We start from the raw sequence: 19,416 nt of genomic DNA on the forward strand, positions 1-19,416 counted from the left end.
TGCCATTTCAGTAAAAAATGAAAGTTTATAAGTGGCAATAACTCGTTTGGAAGAAAGAGTAACTGTTCTGTATTCTTTGAACGTTCAAAAGAAGAGTTCACTATATTTGTTCGGCACAATCATTAAAAATGCGCATACATGATTCCTAACAACAAGCTTTTAATCTTACTATTTATAACACTGGTAACGCTAAGCATAAAAGCACAGGATTGTCAAAGTCTTGACACTGTGTTTGCTCCTAAAGAAAGAGAACAAATTTCTGGCGAAACTATGGGTCAGAAACTGGAAAGTCTCCTCTTTTGGTCCCAGGACGAAAAGGAACGGCGTTTCCCGATGATGCAAGCTATTTTTCCGAGTCATCGCGTGCAGGTCGGAAAAACAGTTGATGAACTCGACCAAGGTCAATTGATCACTCCGCAATGGAAAGATGACAGAAGCTTGGATTCGTATATGAAAGTTAATCATATTAAAGGCGTTCTCGTTTTGCAAAACGACTCCATAAGACTGGAAAAGTACGCAGCCGGCGTCGATCAAGAAAGCCTTTGGACTTCGTTTTCCATGGCAAAATCGGTTTCGTCCATGCTGCTGGGCGTCGCCTTAAAAGAGGGCGCTATTGAAAGTTTAGACGATGTTTTACAAAAATATATTCCGGAGTTAAAAGGCCACGATTACGGAAAAGTGACCGTGCGTCAATTACTCACCATGACTTCTGGTATTGCCTGGAACGAAGATTACGAAGATCCCAATGCCGATGTGGCACAAATGTACCAGAACCCTTGTGAAAATAGCGAGTCTCATATTTTAACCTATATGAAATCACTAAAATTTGCACACGAACCCGGAACCCATTGGAATTATAGTACTGGGGAAACCGATTTAGTTGGAATTTTGATACAAAAAGCGACAGGAAAAAGCTTAGCCGATTACCTTTCTGAAAAGATTTGGCAACCTTGGGGAATGAAACACTGTGCGTATTGGTTGGCTGATGAGTGTAGCAATTTAAATATTGGTGGAAGTGGTCTTTCGGCTACGCTAAGAGATTACGCGCGCTTGGGAACGCTCATGTTAAATGAGGGGAGACTCGGCGATCAAAATCTCCTTGCCGAGGAGTATTTGGAGAAAGCCACCTCGCTTTTGTATGAAACTAACGATCAAGGCGGGGGATATGGATATTTGTGGTGGCGTTTTAAAAACGGAAGCTACGCTGCTATCGGTATTTTTGGTCAGATGCTTTACGTTGATCCGCATAAAGATCTTGTGATTGCCCAAATCGCAGCCTGGCCCAAAGCCAGTTCAGCTAAGCTCACCGAAAGTCGGCAAGCTTTTATCGAAGCGGTTCAACGGGAAATAGACTAAAGAAAAAAATCAGGTGATTCTTATCTCTCTTATATAAAACGGGTAAGTAATCGAGTTTTTGGAGTATAGAGATTTCTCTTCTATAGCATATTTATATAAAAAGTTGAGAATACAAGTTTTGCTTTATCGGGTAAGACTCATCAATCGGCCTTAACATATATTTTATTGAATTCACGTTTCATTTCGATGGTTCCTAGCAAGACTATTTCAGCTCCTTTGGGAAGTATGGTATCTGGTGATAATCGCGTTAGGACTTCAGATTTTTCTTTTAGGGCAATGACAGACAGTCCTGTTTTAGCACCTATACCAGATTCTGCGAGAGACTTTCCTTCTAAGGACTGTGGTATCCGGATAATAAATAAGGTAATCCCCTCGCCGAGAACGGTTAGTTCTTGACCTTTAGAAATAGATAAAACTGCTTCAGACCCTAAGTTGGAATAGCTCAATACAAAATTGGCACCTGCCTTATGAATAATATCAATATTTCGGGCTTCAGATATACGGCTCACTATTCTCAATTCCTTGTTCAACTGGCGGCAGTAGGAGGCGAGGTAAATATTCATGGTGTCATCATGGGTAGAAAGTAATACTGAAGGAGCTTCCATAATTCCAGCTCTTTTTAATAGCTTATAATCTGAGGCGTCTCCTACGAATACCTGATTGCAAAAAGGGCTTACTTTTTTACACACCTCTGGATCTTTGTCTACTACATTCACCAAAACGCCATTTTTATACAAAGATTCTGCAGCTGCCGATCCTACGCTGCCGGCTCCAATCAACAATACTGGATTAGGATTTACATTGTAATCGTGAAAGATTTCATCAATGTTATGAAGCTGTTTTTTATTTCCTATGATGACTAGAACGCTATCGTGTGTCAATTTTTCATGACCAGTTATAGGCTGCAATCTACCTCGCTCCCATATTCCGACAATACTGATCCCGAAATCTTGTCTTAAGTTCGTCTCCCGAATGATTTTAGAAACCAAGGGGGTATTGTGAATGGGTAATTCGGCGATCAATAGGTCTTCATATTGCCCTATGGGCTGAGATTTTGCATGTTGTGCGTTTACCCTGTTGGCCAATTGCTCGCCTAGCCATTTTTTTAAAGGCAGCACATGGTCGGCTCCGCTTAGTTGCTGTACATCTACTGAGTCAATATCGGCGGCTATGGCAATAATGGGAATCGTGGGAGCAATTTCCCGTATAGTGAGAATGATCTTGGTATTTACAATGTCACCCCTATTGACCAAAATCAGTTTTGCATCCTTAATATTAGCAAGGCTAAAGGTTTCCTTGTTATCCAATTCTCCAAATAGTACAGGAACCTGATTATCATAATTTTTAAGCGCCTTTTCTAGATCGTTTTCAATAACGTAATACGGGGTGCCTTCCTGTTTAAATCGTTCGGTAAGATCTCTTGCTATAACATCATAAGAACATATCAAGATGTGATTTTTTGTTCCGGTAGGGGTTTGTCGAGGGACCTTATTTTTATTTTTTGACTCTAAGAGAGGTACATAAAAATGTCTGATAAAAGCAAACGGCAAAACAATCAATAACATAAAGATACCAGAAAGTAATACCACGATGCTGAAAGCACGGCCGAGATCGGAAGCGAAGGTGATATCTCCGAAACCAAGGGTACTCATTACAGTAAGTGTCCAGTAAAAACCGGTGACCCAAGAATGATCTTGACCTTCAATCCCCATGATAAGATGGAAAAGAATAGAAAAAATTATAATGACAGCTCCTAAAAGAGCCAAATATTTAAGTAGTATTTTGGAGTTTTTTTTAAAGTCTCTGTCATCCATATAATAGGCTAACTGACTACCGACAAATTTCATGAGCTGTATTTTAAATAGGTTTAGGATTTCGTTATTTTAAATCCTCAATCTATACAATTTATGTCATGTTATTCGTATTTCAAGGATAAGATTTCAACGATGACTTGCTAAAGAAGGGATAGTACCAATTAAACATTCAAATCTTGCATAAAATTCATTTCTTTTATGTTTCCTTGTTGTTGTAGAATCGAACCGTTCCCAGTACTCAAGATGCTTAAATTTTCTTCCTAAAAAAAAACTAAAAATACTTCAATTTTTTAATGCCGTATTAAAAAGCTTAATTGGTATTATCCATAATTCAGAATAAGATAAGTTACATAAAATGTAAATAAATAACCGTATGTGTTATTTGTAGCATCTATTTGTATAGATTAAATACTTTCATAAGTGCATGTAATTTCATTTAAAAAGCTTAAGGCATATTCTTCGAAAGAGACCAATGCGAAGACTGCCTTGCGAGATTGGTTTAAAGTAACCAAGAAGGCTGAATGGGAAAACTTCTCGGACTTAAGAAACACTTTTAATTCAGCCGACAATGTTGGACACGATAGGTACGTATTCAATGTAAAAGAAAACCACTATAGAATTGTAGCCATCGTTTTATTTAAAGTAAAAAGGGTTTATATACGTTGGATTGGCAACCACAATGATTATAATAGAATAAAAAATATAGATACATTATAATATCATGGAAACTGTAACACATAAAGCATTCGTTAAAGCTAATATCCGCTTAGAAAAGCTTCTTAAGGAGGTAGATAATGACACTTCTGAAGATGCTCCCCTAATGATAGAGCTTTTGGAAGTAAGTGATATTATAGAGCAATACGAGGAAGCCCATTACCCAATCGGATTGCCTACCCTTACGGAAATGATAGAGTTGCGTATGTTTGAAATGAACTTAAAAAGAAAGGATTTAGCTGTTTTGTTAAATACAAATTCTTCTAGAATTAGCGATTACTTAAACGGAAAAAGAGAAATCACTTTGAGCGTAGCCAAGGCTTTGCATCAAAAATTGAATATTGATATTATTCTTCAATGAGCAATTCATAAAAGTAGGAATGAAGTTTAACATCACCATGACTTTATAAGTTATCATTTAATCTCTCATTGAGGGTTTAACCCGTCCAAACGGCACGGGTGGATTCCCCGAGATTCTTGATTTAAATCAAGAACTCATTCCAAAACTACCCCAAACTCTATTTTTCCTAACAAATAAAGATTGTGATCAATAATTAAAATATCATTGGCTTCACTGAGTTTTTGAAGTATCGCATACAATAAATCAATATCTGCATAATGCAGTCCGGTGCTGGGTTCATCTAAAATATACAGCGCTCCGGTCGTTTGTTCCTGTAACCAATTCAACAATAATAAGCGTTGCTTCTCTCCAGAAGAAAGGGATTGTACGGGCTGATCTAAACTGAGATGTGCCAACCCGATTTCATCCAACTGATTTAAAAAGGCTAAGGTTTTAGCGGGTACTTTAGCGGCTTCTAACCATACTTTTAATTCTGTGATATTTAAAGCAAGTACCTCCGCGATATTTTTCGACTGTACTTTAGGTGCCAATACCTGCGGCTGATAGCGTTGCCCTTTACACACTTCACATTTTTCAATCACATTAGCGGCTACATCCAAACTGGTTTCCAAATAGCCTTTTCCTTTACAGTTTGAGCACTGACTGCTCTTCGTTTTATAGGAAAAGTCCTTGGCCTTTAAGCTGGTTTCAGTAGCAAAAATTTTACTGATGTCCTTCAGTAAATTCAAATAAGATACTAATAACGTACTCGCATGAGATCGTAGTATTTTAGGTTCAAAATACTGCGCTCCTGTGTAGCTCTTCGGAAAAATTATGCTCTCACAGTTTACAGGCTGATCCGTTTGAATACTCGGAATCAAGATGTCTTTCACTAAGGTAGTTTTTCCTATGCCAGATTTACCGGTTAGAGCGGTGATTCCCCCAACAGGTACTTCTAATGCATCTTTCACTAAGCTGTGTTTGGCTAGCTTCCGAATGCCAATAGACTCTTTACCCTTTTTAAACTCCAACGTTTGGGTTGGCGTTTTTAAAAATGGATGACAATCGGCTTGTTTTAAAAAATCCTGAGGCTTGCCTTCATACGTAATATAACCTCCCAACTTACCTGCTTGAGGTCCGAGTTGAACCAACTGATCCCCTGCCAGGATAATTTCCTTATTGTGCTCGATCACGATGACCGTATTTCCTTTTTCAATAAGCTCTTTAAGAATTTGGATCAAGTCCGGAATATTGTCATTCGATAAGCCAGCAGAAGGCTCGTCTAATAAATAAGTAACCCCCTTAAGCGGACTATTCAATTGTTTGATGAGCTCCACGCGTTGATTTTCTCCCCCAGAAAGCGTAGGTGATTTTCGGTTGAGTTGCAAATGATCAATGTGCAATTGCTTCGCTCTTTGGATGGTATTGATTAAATGAGGCTGAATTTTGGCTATGAGTTTTTGATCCATCTCTTCTCGATGGTCAGTAGCAGCAAGCCACTTTTCCAAAGCTTTAAAATCCATGGATTTTATGTTATGAATAGATTTGCCTGCGATTTTAAAAGCTAATCGCTCTGGCTTTAATCCACTGCCTTCACAATGGCTGCATTCGCTATAGGAAAAGAGGGCGGTAAGCTGCTTGATGTTTTTATTCTTTCGAGTCTTAAAATATTCGTCTTGCAAATAATGAAAGAGGCCTTCCCACTTCATACGCAAGGCTTGCGTTCGTTCCCTTGTTTTCGTTTTGTACAGCCAGTTGGCTTTCCATATTTTTTCACCCGTTCCCTGCAGTAAAATTTCTTTTTGTAAGTCGCTTAGTTCTTTAAAAGGAGTTTTCAGTGTAAATCCATAGTCTTCTCCTACTTTTTGTAAAACCGCCATATGCTTACCTGCCGGGTCTCCATAATATCCCACGGCTTTGTTATGCGCAAAGAGTCCGCTGGCGATGCTTTTATCAGCATCCAAAACTAGTTTATTGAGATTGGGGAGTAGTTCTTGCCCCAAGCCTTGACAGACTGCACATTTTCCCAATTCATGATTATTAGAAAAATGGCTGGCCGATAATTCCTCTCCTTCATATTGCGCCTTTCTGGAAAAAGCAAAGCGCAAGATTTTATCAATTCCTGTTTGCTTTGCAATATCTGTGCGTTGCGAGTAATTTTTTTGTTTACGGGTGATGCAAATCGTAGGGGTGAGGCCTTGAATATAATTGACATCAAACTGAAAATTCACGCCTACTCTAGATTGCTGATAACTTGAAAACTGCTTGGTCATTTCTTGTAATCCAAAGCCGTGCAAGGTATCAATCACCAACGAGGATTTCCCAGAACCTGAAATGCCGGTGACTACCGTTAACTGATGTTTGGGCAGATTTAAGTAGAGGTCTTTAAGCGCATGCGTGCGTGCGCCTTGAATGGAAATAGTATCACGCTGCTGTACAGCTTCTTCTTTGATCTCAATAGGTTGAACCTCCAGTGCATTGTCTACGAACGTATCACATGTAGATTGAAAAAGAGAATGGTTCTCAAAGCAAATAATGCCTGCCGTTTGTTGTTTCAGTTGCTGCAAGGCATTCAACAGCTGCTTCACATTTTGTCGATGCAATCCTATACTGGGTTCTTCCAGTAAAAGTAGTGTTGTTTTCGATTTCTTGGCAAAATGCTTGGTGAGCTTAATACGTTGCGCCTCTCCACCAGATAAGGTGTTGGAAGGCTGTCCTAATTTAATATAACCCAGCCCCAGCTGCAGCATTAAAGACAGTATTTCCTTGATTTTCTTTTCTTCGGAAAAGAAATCATAAGCTTCCTCTATGCTCAGGGTATAGATTTCTGCAATATTTTTATCTTTCCAATGCACGCGAAGTACTTCCGGCTTAAAACGTTTGCCATTACATGTAGGGCAAATCTGGTTGATTGTACCCAGCGCACTCATAGATAAAGTAATGACGCCAGCCCCTTCGCAGGCTTCACATCGTCCAGTTTTGTTGTTAAAGGAAAAAGCACCCTTTCCTAATTTTAAAGTTTTCGCCTTTGGCGTTTTCGCGAGTAGGTCACGTATTTTATTGGCTAAGCCCACATAGGTCGCGGGATTACTTCGAGGCGTTTTCCCTATGGGTTGATCGTTTACCGTGAGGAGATTCAAGTCTTCCTTCTTACAAAAGCGGTTGATGTTTTTGAGCAGTTGAGAAGTCTTTCTATTCACGACAGTCAACTCTTTTATTTTAGGTTGAAAATTTTCTGCCGACACTTTTTTAGGCTTGTTTTTGGTCGGCTTATCATTCTTGGCTGCTTTCAGTGCCGCTAGCGTTGGGCTATTTGTATTTTTTGCTTTTAAAAAGTTGGTGATGGAACCGTTAAAAACCACTTCACCACCATGGAGTCCTGCTTCTGGACCTAATTCTACAATCCAATCTGCAGCTTGGATGAAATCTAAATCATGTTCTACCACCATGACGGTATTCCCTCTGCGAATGAGTCGGTTGAGAATATGAAGTAAATACTTTTGGTAGGCTACAGACAAACCGATGGAGGGTTCATCAAATACGTACAAGATACCTTGTAGCTTACTGTTTACCTGGTTAATGAGTTTGATGCGTTGTCCATCCCCAGATGAAATTTCCATACTTGGGGTACTGAGTTGGTATTTCTCCATTCCCAGTTGAATTAAATCGAACAATTGGGTGCAGATTTTATCGACCAATACTTTTTCACCGGCGGTTAATTCTAGAGACTTTAGTCGGTTGTATAATTCGTTTAAGGAAAGTTCCATCCAAGCTTGAAAATTGAGTTCTTTCCATTTATATTTTAAATGTTCCGCTTTAATGCGTCCGCCTTTACAACTCGGGCAAATTTTGGAGCTGGCGAATTTAAGGATATTCGGATTCCGATCGCGTCTTAAAATGTCCTGCATAATTGGAAGCATTCCCTTATAAAACCCTTCTTCCCGGGGCTTTGCTTTAATTCCTTCCCAACGAAGTCGGGACTCCAAGCCGTGTTTCCCATAAAAAACTTTGAGGCGGTTACTTCCATTTAAAACCACCTCTTGTTGTTCAGGGGTGAGTTCCTTCCAAGGGATATCCACCGTAAAACCGTGCGCTTTACACACCTTGTTTAATTCTTCAACGGTTACTTGCGAATAAACAATATAGCCATTGGGTAGGGTAGTGGTGATCGCGCCTTCCCGAAGGGTCTTATTTTTATCGCCAATTAACTTGTTGAGGTCAATATATTCTGCTTCTCCAATTCCGCGACAGACGGCACATGCTCCTCTCGGATGATTGAATGAAAAGAGGGACTTGCTCATCGTTTCAGCAGCTGAATAGCGCGCAAATAAAATACGGAAAACCGCTGCCAATTCAGAGAGTGTACCAAAAGTAGTTTTGATAGACTGGAAACGTTTTGATTGCTCCACTTTGATTACAGGCGGAAGGTCTTGTATATCGTCCACTTCAGCAGTAGGGATTACTTGGCCGTTTTGTTGATTATAGGCAGGAAGGCTCTCTAAAAAGTAGCGGTAACCTTCATTGGCGATAACATCCATGGCTAGAGAGGATTTCCCAGAGCCCGATAAACCCGTCACCACTATCAATTGATTTTCAGGAAGACGTAAATCAATGTTTTTGAGATTGTTTTGATGGGCGTTACGAATGTGCATATAGAGGAATTATTTAAAGAAATAAATATAGGAAGATTATCACTCTTGTCCACTACAAAGAGAAAAGACCGCTTTTCTATAAGACGTAAGGTTTTTTTAATCGCTTGTTTGTGAGTGTTATAGAGAAATAAAAGGCAGTCAACATTTTAATTATACAAAGTATATAAAAATTATTTATTTAAGTCGTCACGCATTCGAAATACATATAATCTACTGATAATTAAAAGTTCAAATTAAATGTGGATTTTTAAGCTGAATTATGGAAGATTATAACAGTATAAAATGCAAAATCCTGCAAGATCAATAAAGACTTTGCAGGATTAAATCCAATTATTTTTTTAAGTGGTTTAATAACTTGACGTAGGTTAATGTTAACCTAGACTAGCGTCCGTTTAATCCCTCCAGAGGGTTTGCCCCGAGGTTCTTGATTAAAGTTCAAATCCTTTCAGTTCGAATGATTTTTCGTAGAAAATTGCATCGAGAACAGGCTCTAGAACGAAAATAGCTGTTCTCATCACGAAATTTGTTTAAATTTTCATTCGAACTGACACGATTTTCTTAGGTGGAATTCAGGTTGTTTGTTCCCTTCCGCAGATCTTTACAAATGAAGTATTTTTAAACGCTTCTATTCTGCAGAAAGTTGTTTCCCAGATTTTTCTCGATTAATGTTTCTTACTCCTGTGGTGCCACCACCAGCAAGACTCATATCTACCGGTTGGTTGGTTTTCCATGCGCCACGTGTAAAATCTGGTACATCGATGGAGTTAGATTTATTGGCAATAGACCATTCGCTAAGGGAGGTGATGCTACTCCAAGATGCGGCATCATAAACATCCATATCCATCGGGAGTCCGTTTCTTAAACAGTCGATGAGGCGCCAATCCATAATAAAGTCCATGCCGCCATGACCACCAACTTTTTTGGCCATTTCCCCTACGCGTTTTAAAATTTCGGGTGTATATTTTTTTTCCAATTCTTTCATCTTATCGGCGTCAGCTACATCGTGCCCAAAAGCAATATGTTTTAAGGGCCATTTTTGAGCAAAGCATTCGGTTCCGCTAAGCATATGAATTCTAGAATAAGGCCTTGGGGAAGTCACATCGTGCTGTAGCATAATGGTTCGACCTTTATGGGTTCTAATCAACTGGATGTCCATATTACCACGAAGATCCCAGTCTTTGAATTGTTCGAAAACAGGATTTTCTTTAGCTAATTTTTTTATGTTTTTAGAGAAGTTGAAATCATCTGACATCATAGCCGTGAGGTACTCCATTTTATCGCCGCGGTTAATATTCATGGCTTGGCAAATAGGACCTAAGCCGTGGGTAGGATAAACATTGGCATGCCGCTTATTTTCTTTCATTCTCCAGAAATCTGTATAGGCTCCATCTACCATTTTATCGTCTTCTGGCTCTCTTAGCATCCAATAATCGAGGTTGTGAATATAAGCACCTTCTCCGTGAATAAGATCTCCAAAAACGCCTTGACGAACCATATTTAACGTAAGTAATTCAAAAAAATCGTAACAACAGTTTTCGAGGATCACGCAGTGCTTTTTGGTGCGTTCTGAAGTTTCTACAATCTGCCAACATTCCTCTATGGTTCTAGCGGTAGAGACTTCTACCGCGGCATGTTTATCGTTTTCCATGGCTTCTAAGGCAATAGGAATATGCCATTCCCACGAAGTCACGATATAAACTAAATCGACCAAATCACTCTGACACATTTCTTTAAAAGCGGTTTCGCTATTGGTAAATTCTGCTGCTTTGGGCAAACCAGCTTCCTGAAGAATTTTCTGTCCGCCATCTACTGCTGCCTGGCGTTTATCGCAAAGCGCCGTTATTTCAACACCATCAATAAACGTCATTCTTTCTACGGCTCCCGCACCTCTGTCGCCAATTCCAACAATCCCAATTCTCACGGTATCTAATGCTGGAGCGGCATAACCACTCATATTAAAATGCATCTCGGGTTGATGGTTCGCGGCGGCTTTGATTTTGGCAAATCTTTCTTCGCTTCCGCAGGAGGTTAGGAGTGATCCAGAGGCTAATGCTCCAGAGGCGAGGGTCATATTTTTTAAAAAGGATCTACGGTTACTCATAAAATTTATTTTTAAAATGGGGTGATGACGAATTTAAATAAAAACATGTGATAAACCTATTTCATACTTGTTCAAAGCCCTCCTATTTCACGCTAAATGCGGAAAGAATAAAAATACAAGCAAATTCTAAAAATTGATTATTGCTCTATACATGCACGAGCTGTCTGTCCGCCCGGATGATACGTTCGGACGGGCCGACAAAAGCAGGCTTGCTTCTAGATTCTTGATTTTTAATAAAATTTTAGTATGTTTATGGGACTACTTCAGAAATAAGATTTTCTTAGTTGACTAAACGCAATGATTAGGGATACTTCTTTCTACAATTCAACTAAAATTCAAACCCTAAACTCCCATTATTTTATGTTAAAGTCATTTGTTGTAAGTGTACTTTTATTAATTCCTTTATTGGGATTCGCACAGATAAACGATAGTCTGGCGAAACCTATGATATCCTTAGACAAGACAAAGCTCTTAAAAAATATAGATATCACCTTTGATATGCGAATGGGACTTCGGGCGTATACGTTTAGAGGAGGAGATCATTATTACAATGGAGTACAGTTTCAAAATGGACATACCGCGCTTGGGATTTCTGGAAAAGTACACGAAAAGGTAGATTTTAAATTTAGAAATAGGTTTAATAAAGGTAGCAATGTGCAAAGCTTAGATCAGTTAGGGAGCAATATTGAATTGGCTTATATAAACGTGGAAGCTAGCCCAGGTCTTCAGGTTTTACTGGGGAAAATGAATGCGTTTTATGGCGGTTATGAGTATGAATTTAGCGCCATGGATGTGCTGGAATATAATGATATTCATAGCAATGCACTGGCTTATGTTACCGGAGCCGGAATAATGTTTAAAGCTTTTGAAAGTCAAAAATTTGGACTGCAGGTATTAAACTCGCGTACCCAACATTATGATGATCTTTACGGAAATGTGGTTGCCGAAGGTATCCAAGAACCCGATTGGCCTGTAGCGGTTGTGGGAAACTGGCGGGGAAGCTTTTTTGGTGGAAAAATAGAAACTATTTATAGTATGAGTTATTCCAATCAAGTAAAAGAGAAAGGAACCTATTTTTTTACGTTAGGACATAAATACCAAAACAAAAACCTGAAGCTAATGTATGACTTTGATTACAGCTATGAGCAGGTTGATACGAAGGGGGTGATGACTAGTATTCTTGGGGGAGAAAGCGTAGCTGAGAATGTGACGTATGTTGAAAACTGGTTAAGAGCAGAATACCGTTTCAGCTCAAAATTTAAAGGCTTATTAAGCCTTATGACCAGTAGTGCTTATGGAGATATTCCCAACGGAGATGATCATTTGAGAACGAGTTATGGCGCGATTCCCACCGTGTATTACAGTCCGTTTAAAGACCTAGACCTTCGGTTTTACTTAGCTTATATTGGCCGATATTATGATTATTCAGGTTATGCTATAGAAAACCTCAATGCTTCAAATTATAATAAAAATGAAGTAAGAATTGGCTTTATAGCTCCGCTTTGGTTATTATAAGAGGGCAACATCATTCTAATCAAAACTCATTATCTGAGCACAATTTTTTAAGAGTAAAAAAGGTCAGACTTTAAAAAGTCCAACCTTTCTGATTTTTAACTTAACACTTTATGGGATTAAGTTAGAGTTAAACCTACAGATTCTGCGGGCTTTAGATTTCTTGCTCTACCGCTTCAGCCTTTTCTAAGACATTAAACTTCTCTAACTGTTCTTCTTCTCCTGTAAAATAAGGAAACACGTCTAGAATTGGAGATTCTGTGATAGAAGGAATTGTATAATCTCCCATGGTTTCTGCCATCGCCGTGGTAGTATTTTCAAATGCCTCTTTTACATCATTGGCTTGCACCAACAGGTAGATATTTGTCTTTTTCTCCTTTCCACTTTCCTCATCCAAAGCTACTAAAGAAACCTTTGCTTTGAACCATCGATCAGAATTTTCGAAGGGATGTACTTCAGAGAAGTTAGCCACTTTTATATTCATAATTCTAAAATCTTCACTGGTGTAGGCCTTAATCTCTTCGCTAATTCTAGCTTCCGCTTCCGTATACGATACCGCATCCAAAAGATAGGTGTCTGTAGTTATTTTTTGCTCTCCCGTGTCGTGTGTTTTTTTGTATTTCACCTTACATTCATACCATGTTGCGCTCATATCTATTTTTTTAGGATGTCAAAAATAGGATTTATAATATACCTGCTCTTCCAAATGCGGAATAGATATTCACAATTTTTTTTTCTTCATTTGACGACTCCTTTATGCTTGTTTTAAGCTGAATTTGATTAAGAATTAGCTGCGGAAGTAGTTCTTCCTTGCCTTAAATAATCCTTCTTCTTCTGAAGCTTTCTTATATAATTTTGAGACTTTTTCGATTTATTTTTTCGATCTGGATTATAGGAAACGAAAATCACTCCGGCAATAACCAAGACTGCTGCCATAGGTTTTTCCCAGCTAAACACATCTTGCCCCAATAGAATCGCCACCACCGATGCTACAATGGGTTGAAAGTTCATATAAATACTTGCCGTGGTAGCCTTTATATATTTTAAGCCCATAGGCATTAGTAAAAATCCCAGGGCTGTAATAAATACCAAACAAAAGATGAGAAGGAGGTAGCTATTTAGGGTGGCTTCCGCAGTAAAAATAGTTTGTTTTGGAAGCGCTGAGATTTCAAAAGGAAATAACATCATGGCCGAAAATAAAAAGGACCATTTGATAATAGTGATCGGTTTATATTTTACAGAAACGTCTTTGGTAACAATCATATAGATCCCATAACTTAAGGCCGCCAGAAAAGACAGCATAATTCCGAATTTATTATTACTGGCCATAGCACTAGAGCCGCCAGTTAGAATAATTAAGGCCGCGCCGCCTATGCTTAAGGCAACTCCTAAGATTTTATTTTTGGTGAAGATTTCTTTCAGAAAGAGTAAGGACATTAATAAAACCAGAATAGGGGTTAGGGCCATAATCAGAGAGAAATAAACCGGTGTGGTATATTGTAGTGCTGTGGCGAATAAAAGCTGCGTGGCCACAAAGCCAAAGAATCCTCCCACCGCGATGATGAGAAGATCTCTTTTTGAAACCTTTTCTTTTTTTACAAATGCTCCAATGCTCCAAAATATAATTGCGCCTACAGCTAATCGCATAAAGGTGTAGGAGGAGGGAGTTACCCAATGGTCTATAAGTTTTTTAGTAATTGGAATGCTTAAACCAAAAATAATATTTGCTGAAATGATAGCTAAATGTCCTTGCAGTTGCTTACTCATAAAAGACGATTTTAAAATTTTAAAAAGAAGTTTCCTTTGAGAAAATCAATAATGACTAGAGATCTAGATGATTTAGAATACGGGTCTTATAATCCATTTCATCCAAATGATCTTCAACGATTTTCAATTGTTTTAATAATTCTTGATTGTCGTTCATCATTTCCTTTAAGGCTTCCACACCCGCGTCCCAATAAATATGCAACTCTGGGATTTCTTTTTTTGCTTTTTCTGAAAGCTGAAGTTGAGATTTTCGCTTATCCTTTTGGTCTTTTACCGACGAGATATAGCCTTTGTCTTTCATTTTTGTGGTGAGTTTTACAATGGCAGGGTGGGAGAGTCCCAAGGCTTCTGCTATTTCGGTTACGGTGAGTTGTTCGTGCTTTTCAAGCAGCAAAAATACCATATGCCAATTGGGTTCAATCGTTAGATCTCTCTCCTTATAAAACTCCCTGGTTTGATGCACAAAAGCATCGTTTAATCGCTTCAGCCGAGCTGTTAAACCAGGGTATCCCATGGCCACTAAAAAATCATTATCCATAAACTACGTAATTGGTTACGCAAACATACGAAATATAAGTAATGGGTTACGTAGTTTTGTGATTTCGTTAATAAATTCTTCGGAAATGAGTTCTTTAGGAAGTTGAGTGATGCGTTTTCAGTAGGGAGGAACTTCAAGGTTTTGTGACTTTTGCTTGCTAAAATCCTCTTTGAAAATAGTTAAAGGAAATAGAACCTGAAGTTTCTTTACTTCGGAATAAAATTTTACAAAATTTAATTTATATCTATTCTAAAGGAAATTTTAGATATCTTCATGGTTTAAACTCGTTTAAATTTTTTCCATTGGCTAAAAAATTGCTCTTTTATGCCCATTTTTTGTCTTTTTATCTTTCCATAGCGATGCTATGCAAATCAAAAAAGCTTTCAAATAATCAAAAATTTGCTAATTTTCACTACGAAGCAAAAAGTTTAAATGAGTTCAATATCTTAAAAACCAATCTACCATGAAACTAAAGAAAAAATTACTCGCGCTTTCTTCGGCACTCGGACTCTTACTTTTGATTCTAGGACTATTTGCTTTCAAAGCTGACTTAAATTCAGACAAAGGCTATGTGGTGCCCAATGGTCCTTGGGAAAATCTTAAAGTACTTCCTCAAGATATTTCGAAAGACAGTCTGGAATTTCTTATGAATAACTATGCGACTTCGCTGGGCGTAAAATGTAAGCATTGCCACGCTGTTAGTAAAAAGGATCCAACCAAACTAGATTTTCCTAGTGATGCTAAAATGGAAAAGGAAATTGGACGTGGAATGATTAAAATGACGAATGAGATTAACGCTACTTATTTTCAGCCTCATTTTCCAGATCCAAAACCAGAACAGGTAAGTGTGGTCAATTGTGTATTGTGTCACCGCGGAACCACCAATCCAGAAAAGTACTTAGCACAAATGGGAGCTATGTATAAAACCTACGATCCCGATAGAGACAACAGAAAAGAAAAATTTCAAGAAGAAATGGGAAAATAAGAATCCGTTATTTTTTAAGATTAAAGACATTAAAAACATTTGATGATGATACAAACAGTAAAAGAATATAATGCAATCGTTGAACGTGTTGATTCCCTTTTAGAAAATTCAGATAACATTGAAAATAAGGAGGCAAAGGCTTATATTGAATTAAATTTACTGTCAGATCTTGTGGCAGATTATGAAGAACGTACCTACCCTGTAAATAAACCTTCACTTGTGGAAGTGATTAAATTACGGATGGCAGAAATGAATTTAAATCAAAAACGCTTATCAGAACTTTTGGGCGTAAGCCTGCCTGACCGTTAGGTAGGTACTTCGCGTATTAGCGAATATTTAAGTGGTAAAAGTGAACCGCCTTTAAAAATAGCTCGAGAGATAAGCGTAAAACTAAATATTGAAGCTGCCATTGTCTTGGGAGTTTAGCTAGCAATTCTTCCTATTAAAAATAATAATTATCTTAAACACAAACCTCTTTACATGCAAAGAGGTTTTACTTTTTGAAAAATATTCAATTTCACTTATTTTAACTATATTTAGGAGCTTCTAATACGCAAGCTTTTGGTTAAAAAATTACTCTTTTTATTCTTATTTACACAAATTCTCTGTGTTTCTGCACAAGAGCCAGAAGAAAGTGATACGCTCTACATCAATTATTTAGGGCAAGAGAAAGGCTTGCTTCAACTCAACTCCAAAGCGATTGTCATCGATAGCTTGGGGTTTCTATGGGTAGGCACCGAAGATGGCCTGCATAAGTTTGATGGCTACGGGTTTAGTCCGCATGTTCACGATCCTAATGATGATAACTCTATTAAAGATGATCATATTAGAGGCTTACTTGCTTTAAAAGACACGATTTTTATCGCTTCCAATTCAGAAGGGATTTTAGGATATCAACTTTCTCAAGAGAAGTATTTTTCTATTCCTATTTCTAAACATTTATTGGATGAAAAAATAGCCTATAATGCGTTTTTGCTAGATAAAAGTAAGGTTCTCTTCAGCCTAAAAAATAATTTTGTCATTTACGACTTAGTTTCTAGAAAAGCTCAAGTCTATCAACTTCCTAAAAAAAATAAGGAAACTTTCATCCAGTCGGTGGTAAGACTAGAGAATGAGAAGTACTTACTGGGAACTTCAGAAAGTGGTTTGTTGCAATTCAATCTGCAAGAAAAAAACCTCGAGGTATTTCCCCTTTTTCAGGATACGAATGTAAAGAGCTTGCTGCAGATTGAGAACCGGTTATTTGTAGGAACAAAAGATGGTTTTTCTATTGTTTCTCCTGAGAATAAGATAGAAAAAGAAGTGTCGATTCCTGAGGTGAAATGTTTTTATCACTTTTCTGAAAACGAGTTATTGATAGGCACAGAAACCGGACTCTATACCTACCACCTAACAAGTGAGAAAGCAAAAAAACTGATTTTAAAAACGGATACCAAGAAGATTTACGGGAATGTAGGTATTAATGATATTATAGGCGATGATAAAGGAAACTTGTGGATGGGTACCGAAGGGGAAGGGGTGATTTACTACAATCAATATCAGAAGAAATTTAATACTTTAAAAATCAGGTTAAAGGAATATCCTAACCATGAAAATATAAGTCCGTTCCAATTTTTGGCTCAGGATGATGATTTATGGATTGGAACAGAGCTGGGAATGGTTAAATACACAGAGGCAACGCAAGAATTTAAATTGTATGAGCAAGCAAAAAAGAATCTCATTTATACCATCCGTAAAGATAAAGAAGGTCGCATTTGGGCGGGAGGATTCGATGCGGGGCTTCTGAAATATAATCCCGAAACTGATTCTTTTCAGCAATATCTACATGATAAAAATAATAGGAAGTCCATTTCTAATAATGATGTGATTGAAATCATCCCAATCGATAGTCAGACGTTATGGGTATGCACATGGACGGGAGGAATCAATGAATTTAATATGGAAACGGAAGCGTTTAAGCCTTTATTAATTAAGGGCCAAGTGTTAAATAGAGCAAGGATTGCCTATCAAGATTCCCAAGGCTTTTATTGGTTGGGAACTGATGAAGGTCTCTTTAAGTTAAAAGGAAAAAAGCTAATGGCCATCTTTTCTAAAGAGCAAGAGGGAGATAAAAGGCTTATCAATGATCGAATTTTTGCCATCACAGAAGATAATAACCAAAATATTTGGGTGGGAACTGCTGCAGGAATTTCTATGATTCAGAAAGGTGAAAAATCTATGGCTCATTACGGAAAGCAAAAAGGTCTCCCCAATGATTTTATCTACAGCTTAATGGTAGATGATGAAAATCAATTGTGGATGGGAACCAATTATGGCGTCTCCGTTTTTAATCAGGAAACGAAAAGCTTTAGAAACTTTACGGAAAAAGACGGACTCCAAAACAACGAGTTTAACGGAAAAGCTGGCTATGAAGATGAAAATGGAAATTTTTACCTTGGCGGAATGCGAGGTATTAATATTTTTAACCCTAAGGATATTGAAGAAAACCCTTATTTACCCGATGTCTATATTCATCAAATAGATTTGTTTAATCAACCCATTAAAGCCAATGAACTCTATGAAGATCATCTTTTCTTTAAAAGTAAGGAGAACGTATTAACGCTTAATTATACCAGCCTGAACTTTTTAAATCCCGAAAAAATAAATTATAAATATATCTTAGAAGGCTTTGATAAAGATTGGCGAAGTGTAACCCAAGAAAAGAGCACCACCTACACCAATTTACCTCCGGGAGAATACATCTTTAGAGTGACTTCTACCAATGATGTGGGGAAATGGAGTGAAAACTGCGATGAGTTAAAAATAACCATTGTCCCGCCTTGGTATCAAACAACTTGGTTTAAGATTCTTGGGATTGTAGTGATTATTTTATTGTTGATGCTGTTTTATTACACCAAAACAAGAAAGCTGAAAAAGGATAAATTAGTCTTAGAAGATAGGGTAAGAGAGCGGACCTTGAGCTTAAAAAACTCTAATTCAAAATTACAAATCTCTTATGCAGATCTAGAAGAGAAGAATAACAACATTCAGTTTTTAATGAAAGAACTAGATCATCGCGTGAAAAATAACCTTCAAATTGTTTCTAGTTTTTTGAATATTCAGGCGAATAGTGTGACAAGTGATAAAGCTAAAGAAATACTTTTTGTGGCAAAAAATAGAATCTCTTCTATTTCCATTATTCAAGACTTATTATCTAATGAACACGAAGAGTTTATTCTTCCTGATTTCATTAAAAAATTTACCGAAAAAATTCTAACTTTATTGGGAAATGAATCCGAAAGAAAGTTTATGGTTATATATGAGTTAGAGGAGAACACTCCTGCTGTTTCCATAAATAGTGTATTGATTGGACTTATCTTAAACGAACTAATTACGAACGTGTATAAATATGCCTTTCCCTCTTATGAAGATAAAAATAAGGTAATCATAGATTGTCAATTTAAAGGTGCTAGTATTCAGCTAAAGGTAAAAGATAATGGAAAAGGTTTCTCTACAAAAGATAAGTCTTCTTCTTCGTTAGGTTTAGAAATTGTAGGTGAAATGGTAGATCAATTAAACGGAAGTATAGACATAAAGTCATCAAATGGAGTTCAAATTCTAATTCTTATACCAATTTAAATTCGCAATGTCGTATTAA

13 protein-coding genes are annotated in these 19,416 nt (G+C 37.6%); 7 read left to right on the forward strand and 6 right to left on the reverse strand.

Annotated features, from left to right (window positions below):
* Positions 1-138: 138 nt before the first annotated feature.
* Positions 139-1,356 (forward strand): serine hydrolase domain-containing protein, encoded by a 1,218-nt coding sequence (locus tag RBU60_RS04935; RefSeq protein WP_308863581.1) that lies wholly within the window; start codon positions 139-141, stop codon positions 1,354-1,356.
* Positions 1,357-1,496: 140 nt separating this feature from the next.
* Here the strand turns inward: RBU60_RS04935 and RBU60_RS04940 are convergent, their stop codons facing one another.
* Positions 1,497-3,203 carry a potassium channel family protein gene (locus tag RBU60_RS04940; protein WP_308863582.1) on the reverse strand — a complete coding sequence of 569 codons (1,707 nt, stop codon included), beginning with the start codon at positions 3,201-3,203 and terminating at the stop codon, positions 1,497-1,499.
* Between the two features lie 387 nt (positions 3,204-3,590).
* On the opposite strand from RBU60_RS04940, the gene RBU60_RS04945 reads away from it, so the two are divergent.
* A complete protein-coding gene (locus tag RBU60_RS04945) occupies positions 3,591-3,887 on the forward strand; it encodes a type II toxin-antitoxin system HigB family toxin (RefSeq protein ID WP_308863583.1) in 297 nt (98 codons plus the stop codon).
* Between the two features lie 4 nt (positions 3,888-3,891).
* Positions 3,892-4,245, forward strand: coding sequence for a helix-turn-helix domain-containing protein (locus RBU60_RS04950; protein WP_308863585.1), 354 nt, complete (start codon positions 3,892-3,894; stop codon positions 4,243-4,245).
* 134 nt (positions 4,246-4,379) lie between these two features.
* On the opposite strand, the gene RBU60_RS04955 is transcribed toward RBU60_RS04950, so the two are convergent.
* Positions 4,380-8,876 (reverse strand): excinuclease ABC subunit UvrA, encoded by a 4,497-nt coding sequence (locus tag RBU60_RS04955; protein WP_308863586.1) that lies wholly within the window; start codon positions 8,874-8,876, stop codon positions 4,380-4,382.
* Positions 8,877-9,501: 625 nt separating this feature from the next.
* Positions 9,502-10,977, reverse strand: coding sequence for a Gfo/Idh/MocA family protein (locus tag RBU60_RS04960; RefSeq protein ID WP_308863587.1), 1,476 nt, complete (start codon positions 10,975-10,977; stop codon positions 9,502-9,504).
* Positions 10,978-11,337: 360 nt separating this feature from the next.
* On the opposite strand from RBU60_RS04960, the gene RBU60_RS04965 reads away from it, so the two are divergent.
* Entirely contained in the window at positions 11,338-12,492 is a 1,155-nt protein-coding gene (locus RBU60_RS04965) for a porin (RefSeq protein WP_308863588.1), read from the forward strand.
* 151 nt (positions 12,493-12,643) lie between these two features.
* Here RBU60_RS04965 and RBU60_RS04970 read toward each other — a convergent pair whose 3' ends face one another.
* The 3 genes from RBU60_RS04970 to RBU60_RS04980 all read right to left on the reverse strand — a co-directional run bounded on the left by RBU60_RS04970 (position 12,644) and on the right by RBU60_RS04980 (position 14,794).
* Positions 12,644-13,141: a DUF4494 domain-containing protein gene (locus RBU60_RS04970; RefSeq protein WP_308863589.1), complete on the reverse strand. Its 498-nt coding sequence runs from the start codon at positions 13,139-13,141 to the stop codon at positions 12,644-12,646.
* A gap of 128 nt (positions 13,142-13,269) precedes the next feature.
* Positions 13,270-14,256 (reverse strand): DMT family transporter, encoded by a 987-nt coding sequence (locus RBU60_RS04975; RefSeq protein ID WP_308863590.1) that lies wholly within the window; start codon positions 14,254-14,256, stop codon positions 13,270-13,272.
* Positions 14,257-14,311: 55 nt separating this feature from the next.
* On the reverse strand, positions 14,312-14,794 hold the full coding sequence (locus RBU60_RS04980) for a MarR family winged helix-turn-helix transcriptional regulator (protein ID WP_308863591.1): 483 nt from the start codon (positions 14,792-14,794) through the stop codon (positions 14,312-14,314).
* 463 nt (positions 14,795-15,257) lie between these two features.
* Between RBU60_RS04980 and RBU60_RS04985 the strand changes: the two genes are divergently transcribed.
* The 3 genes from RBU60_RS04985 to RBU60_RS04995 all read left to right on the forward strand — a co-directional run bounded on the left by RBU60_RS04985 (position 15,258) and on the right by RBU60_RS04995 (position 19,397).
* The gene (locus tag RBU60_RS04985) at positions 15,258-15,779 is read left to right on the forward strand and encodes a c-type cytochrome (protein ID WP_308863593.1); all 522 of its coding nucleotides are present in this window, start codon (positions 15,258-15,260) and stop codon (positions 15,777-15,779) included.
* A gap of 42 nt (positions 15,780-15,821) precedes the next feature.
* Positions 15,822-16,088: an XRE family transcriptional regulator gene (locus RBU60_RS04990; RefSeq protein ID WP_308863594.1), complete on the forward strand. Its 267-nt coding sequence runs from the start codon at positions 15,822-15,824 to the stop codon at positions 16,086-16,088.
* Between the two features lie 252 nt (positions 16,089-16,340).
* The gene (locus RBU60_RS04995; protein ID WP_308863595.1) at positions 16,341-19,397 is read left to right on the forward strand and encodes a ligand-binding sensor domain-containing protein; all 3,057 of its coding nucleotides are present in this window, start codon (positions 16,341-16,343) and stop codon (positions 19,395-19,397) included.
* The last annotated feature ends 19 nt before the right edge of the window (positions 19,398-19,416 follow it).

Source organism: Mesonia profundi (assembly GCF_031085155.1).
GTDB lineage: Bacteria > Bacteroidota > Bacteroidia > Flavobacteriales > Flavobacteriaceae > Mesonia > Mesonia profundi.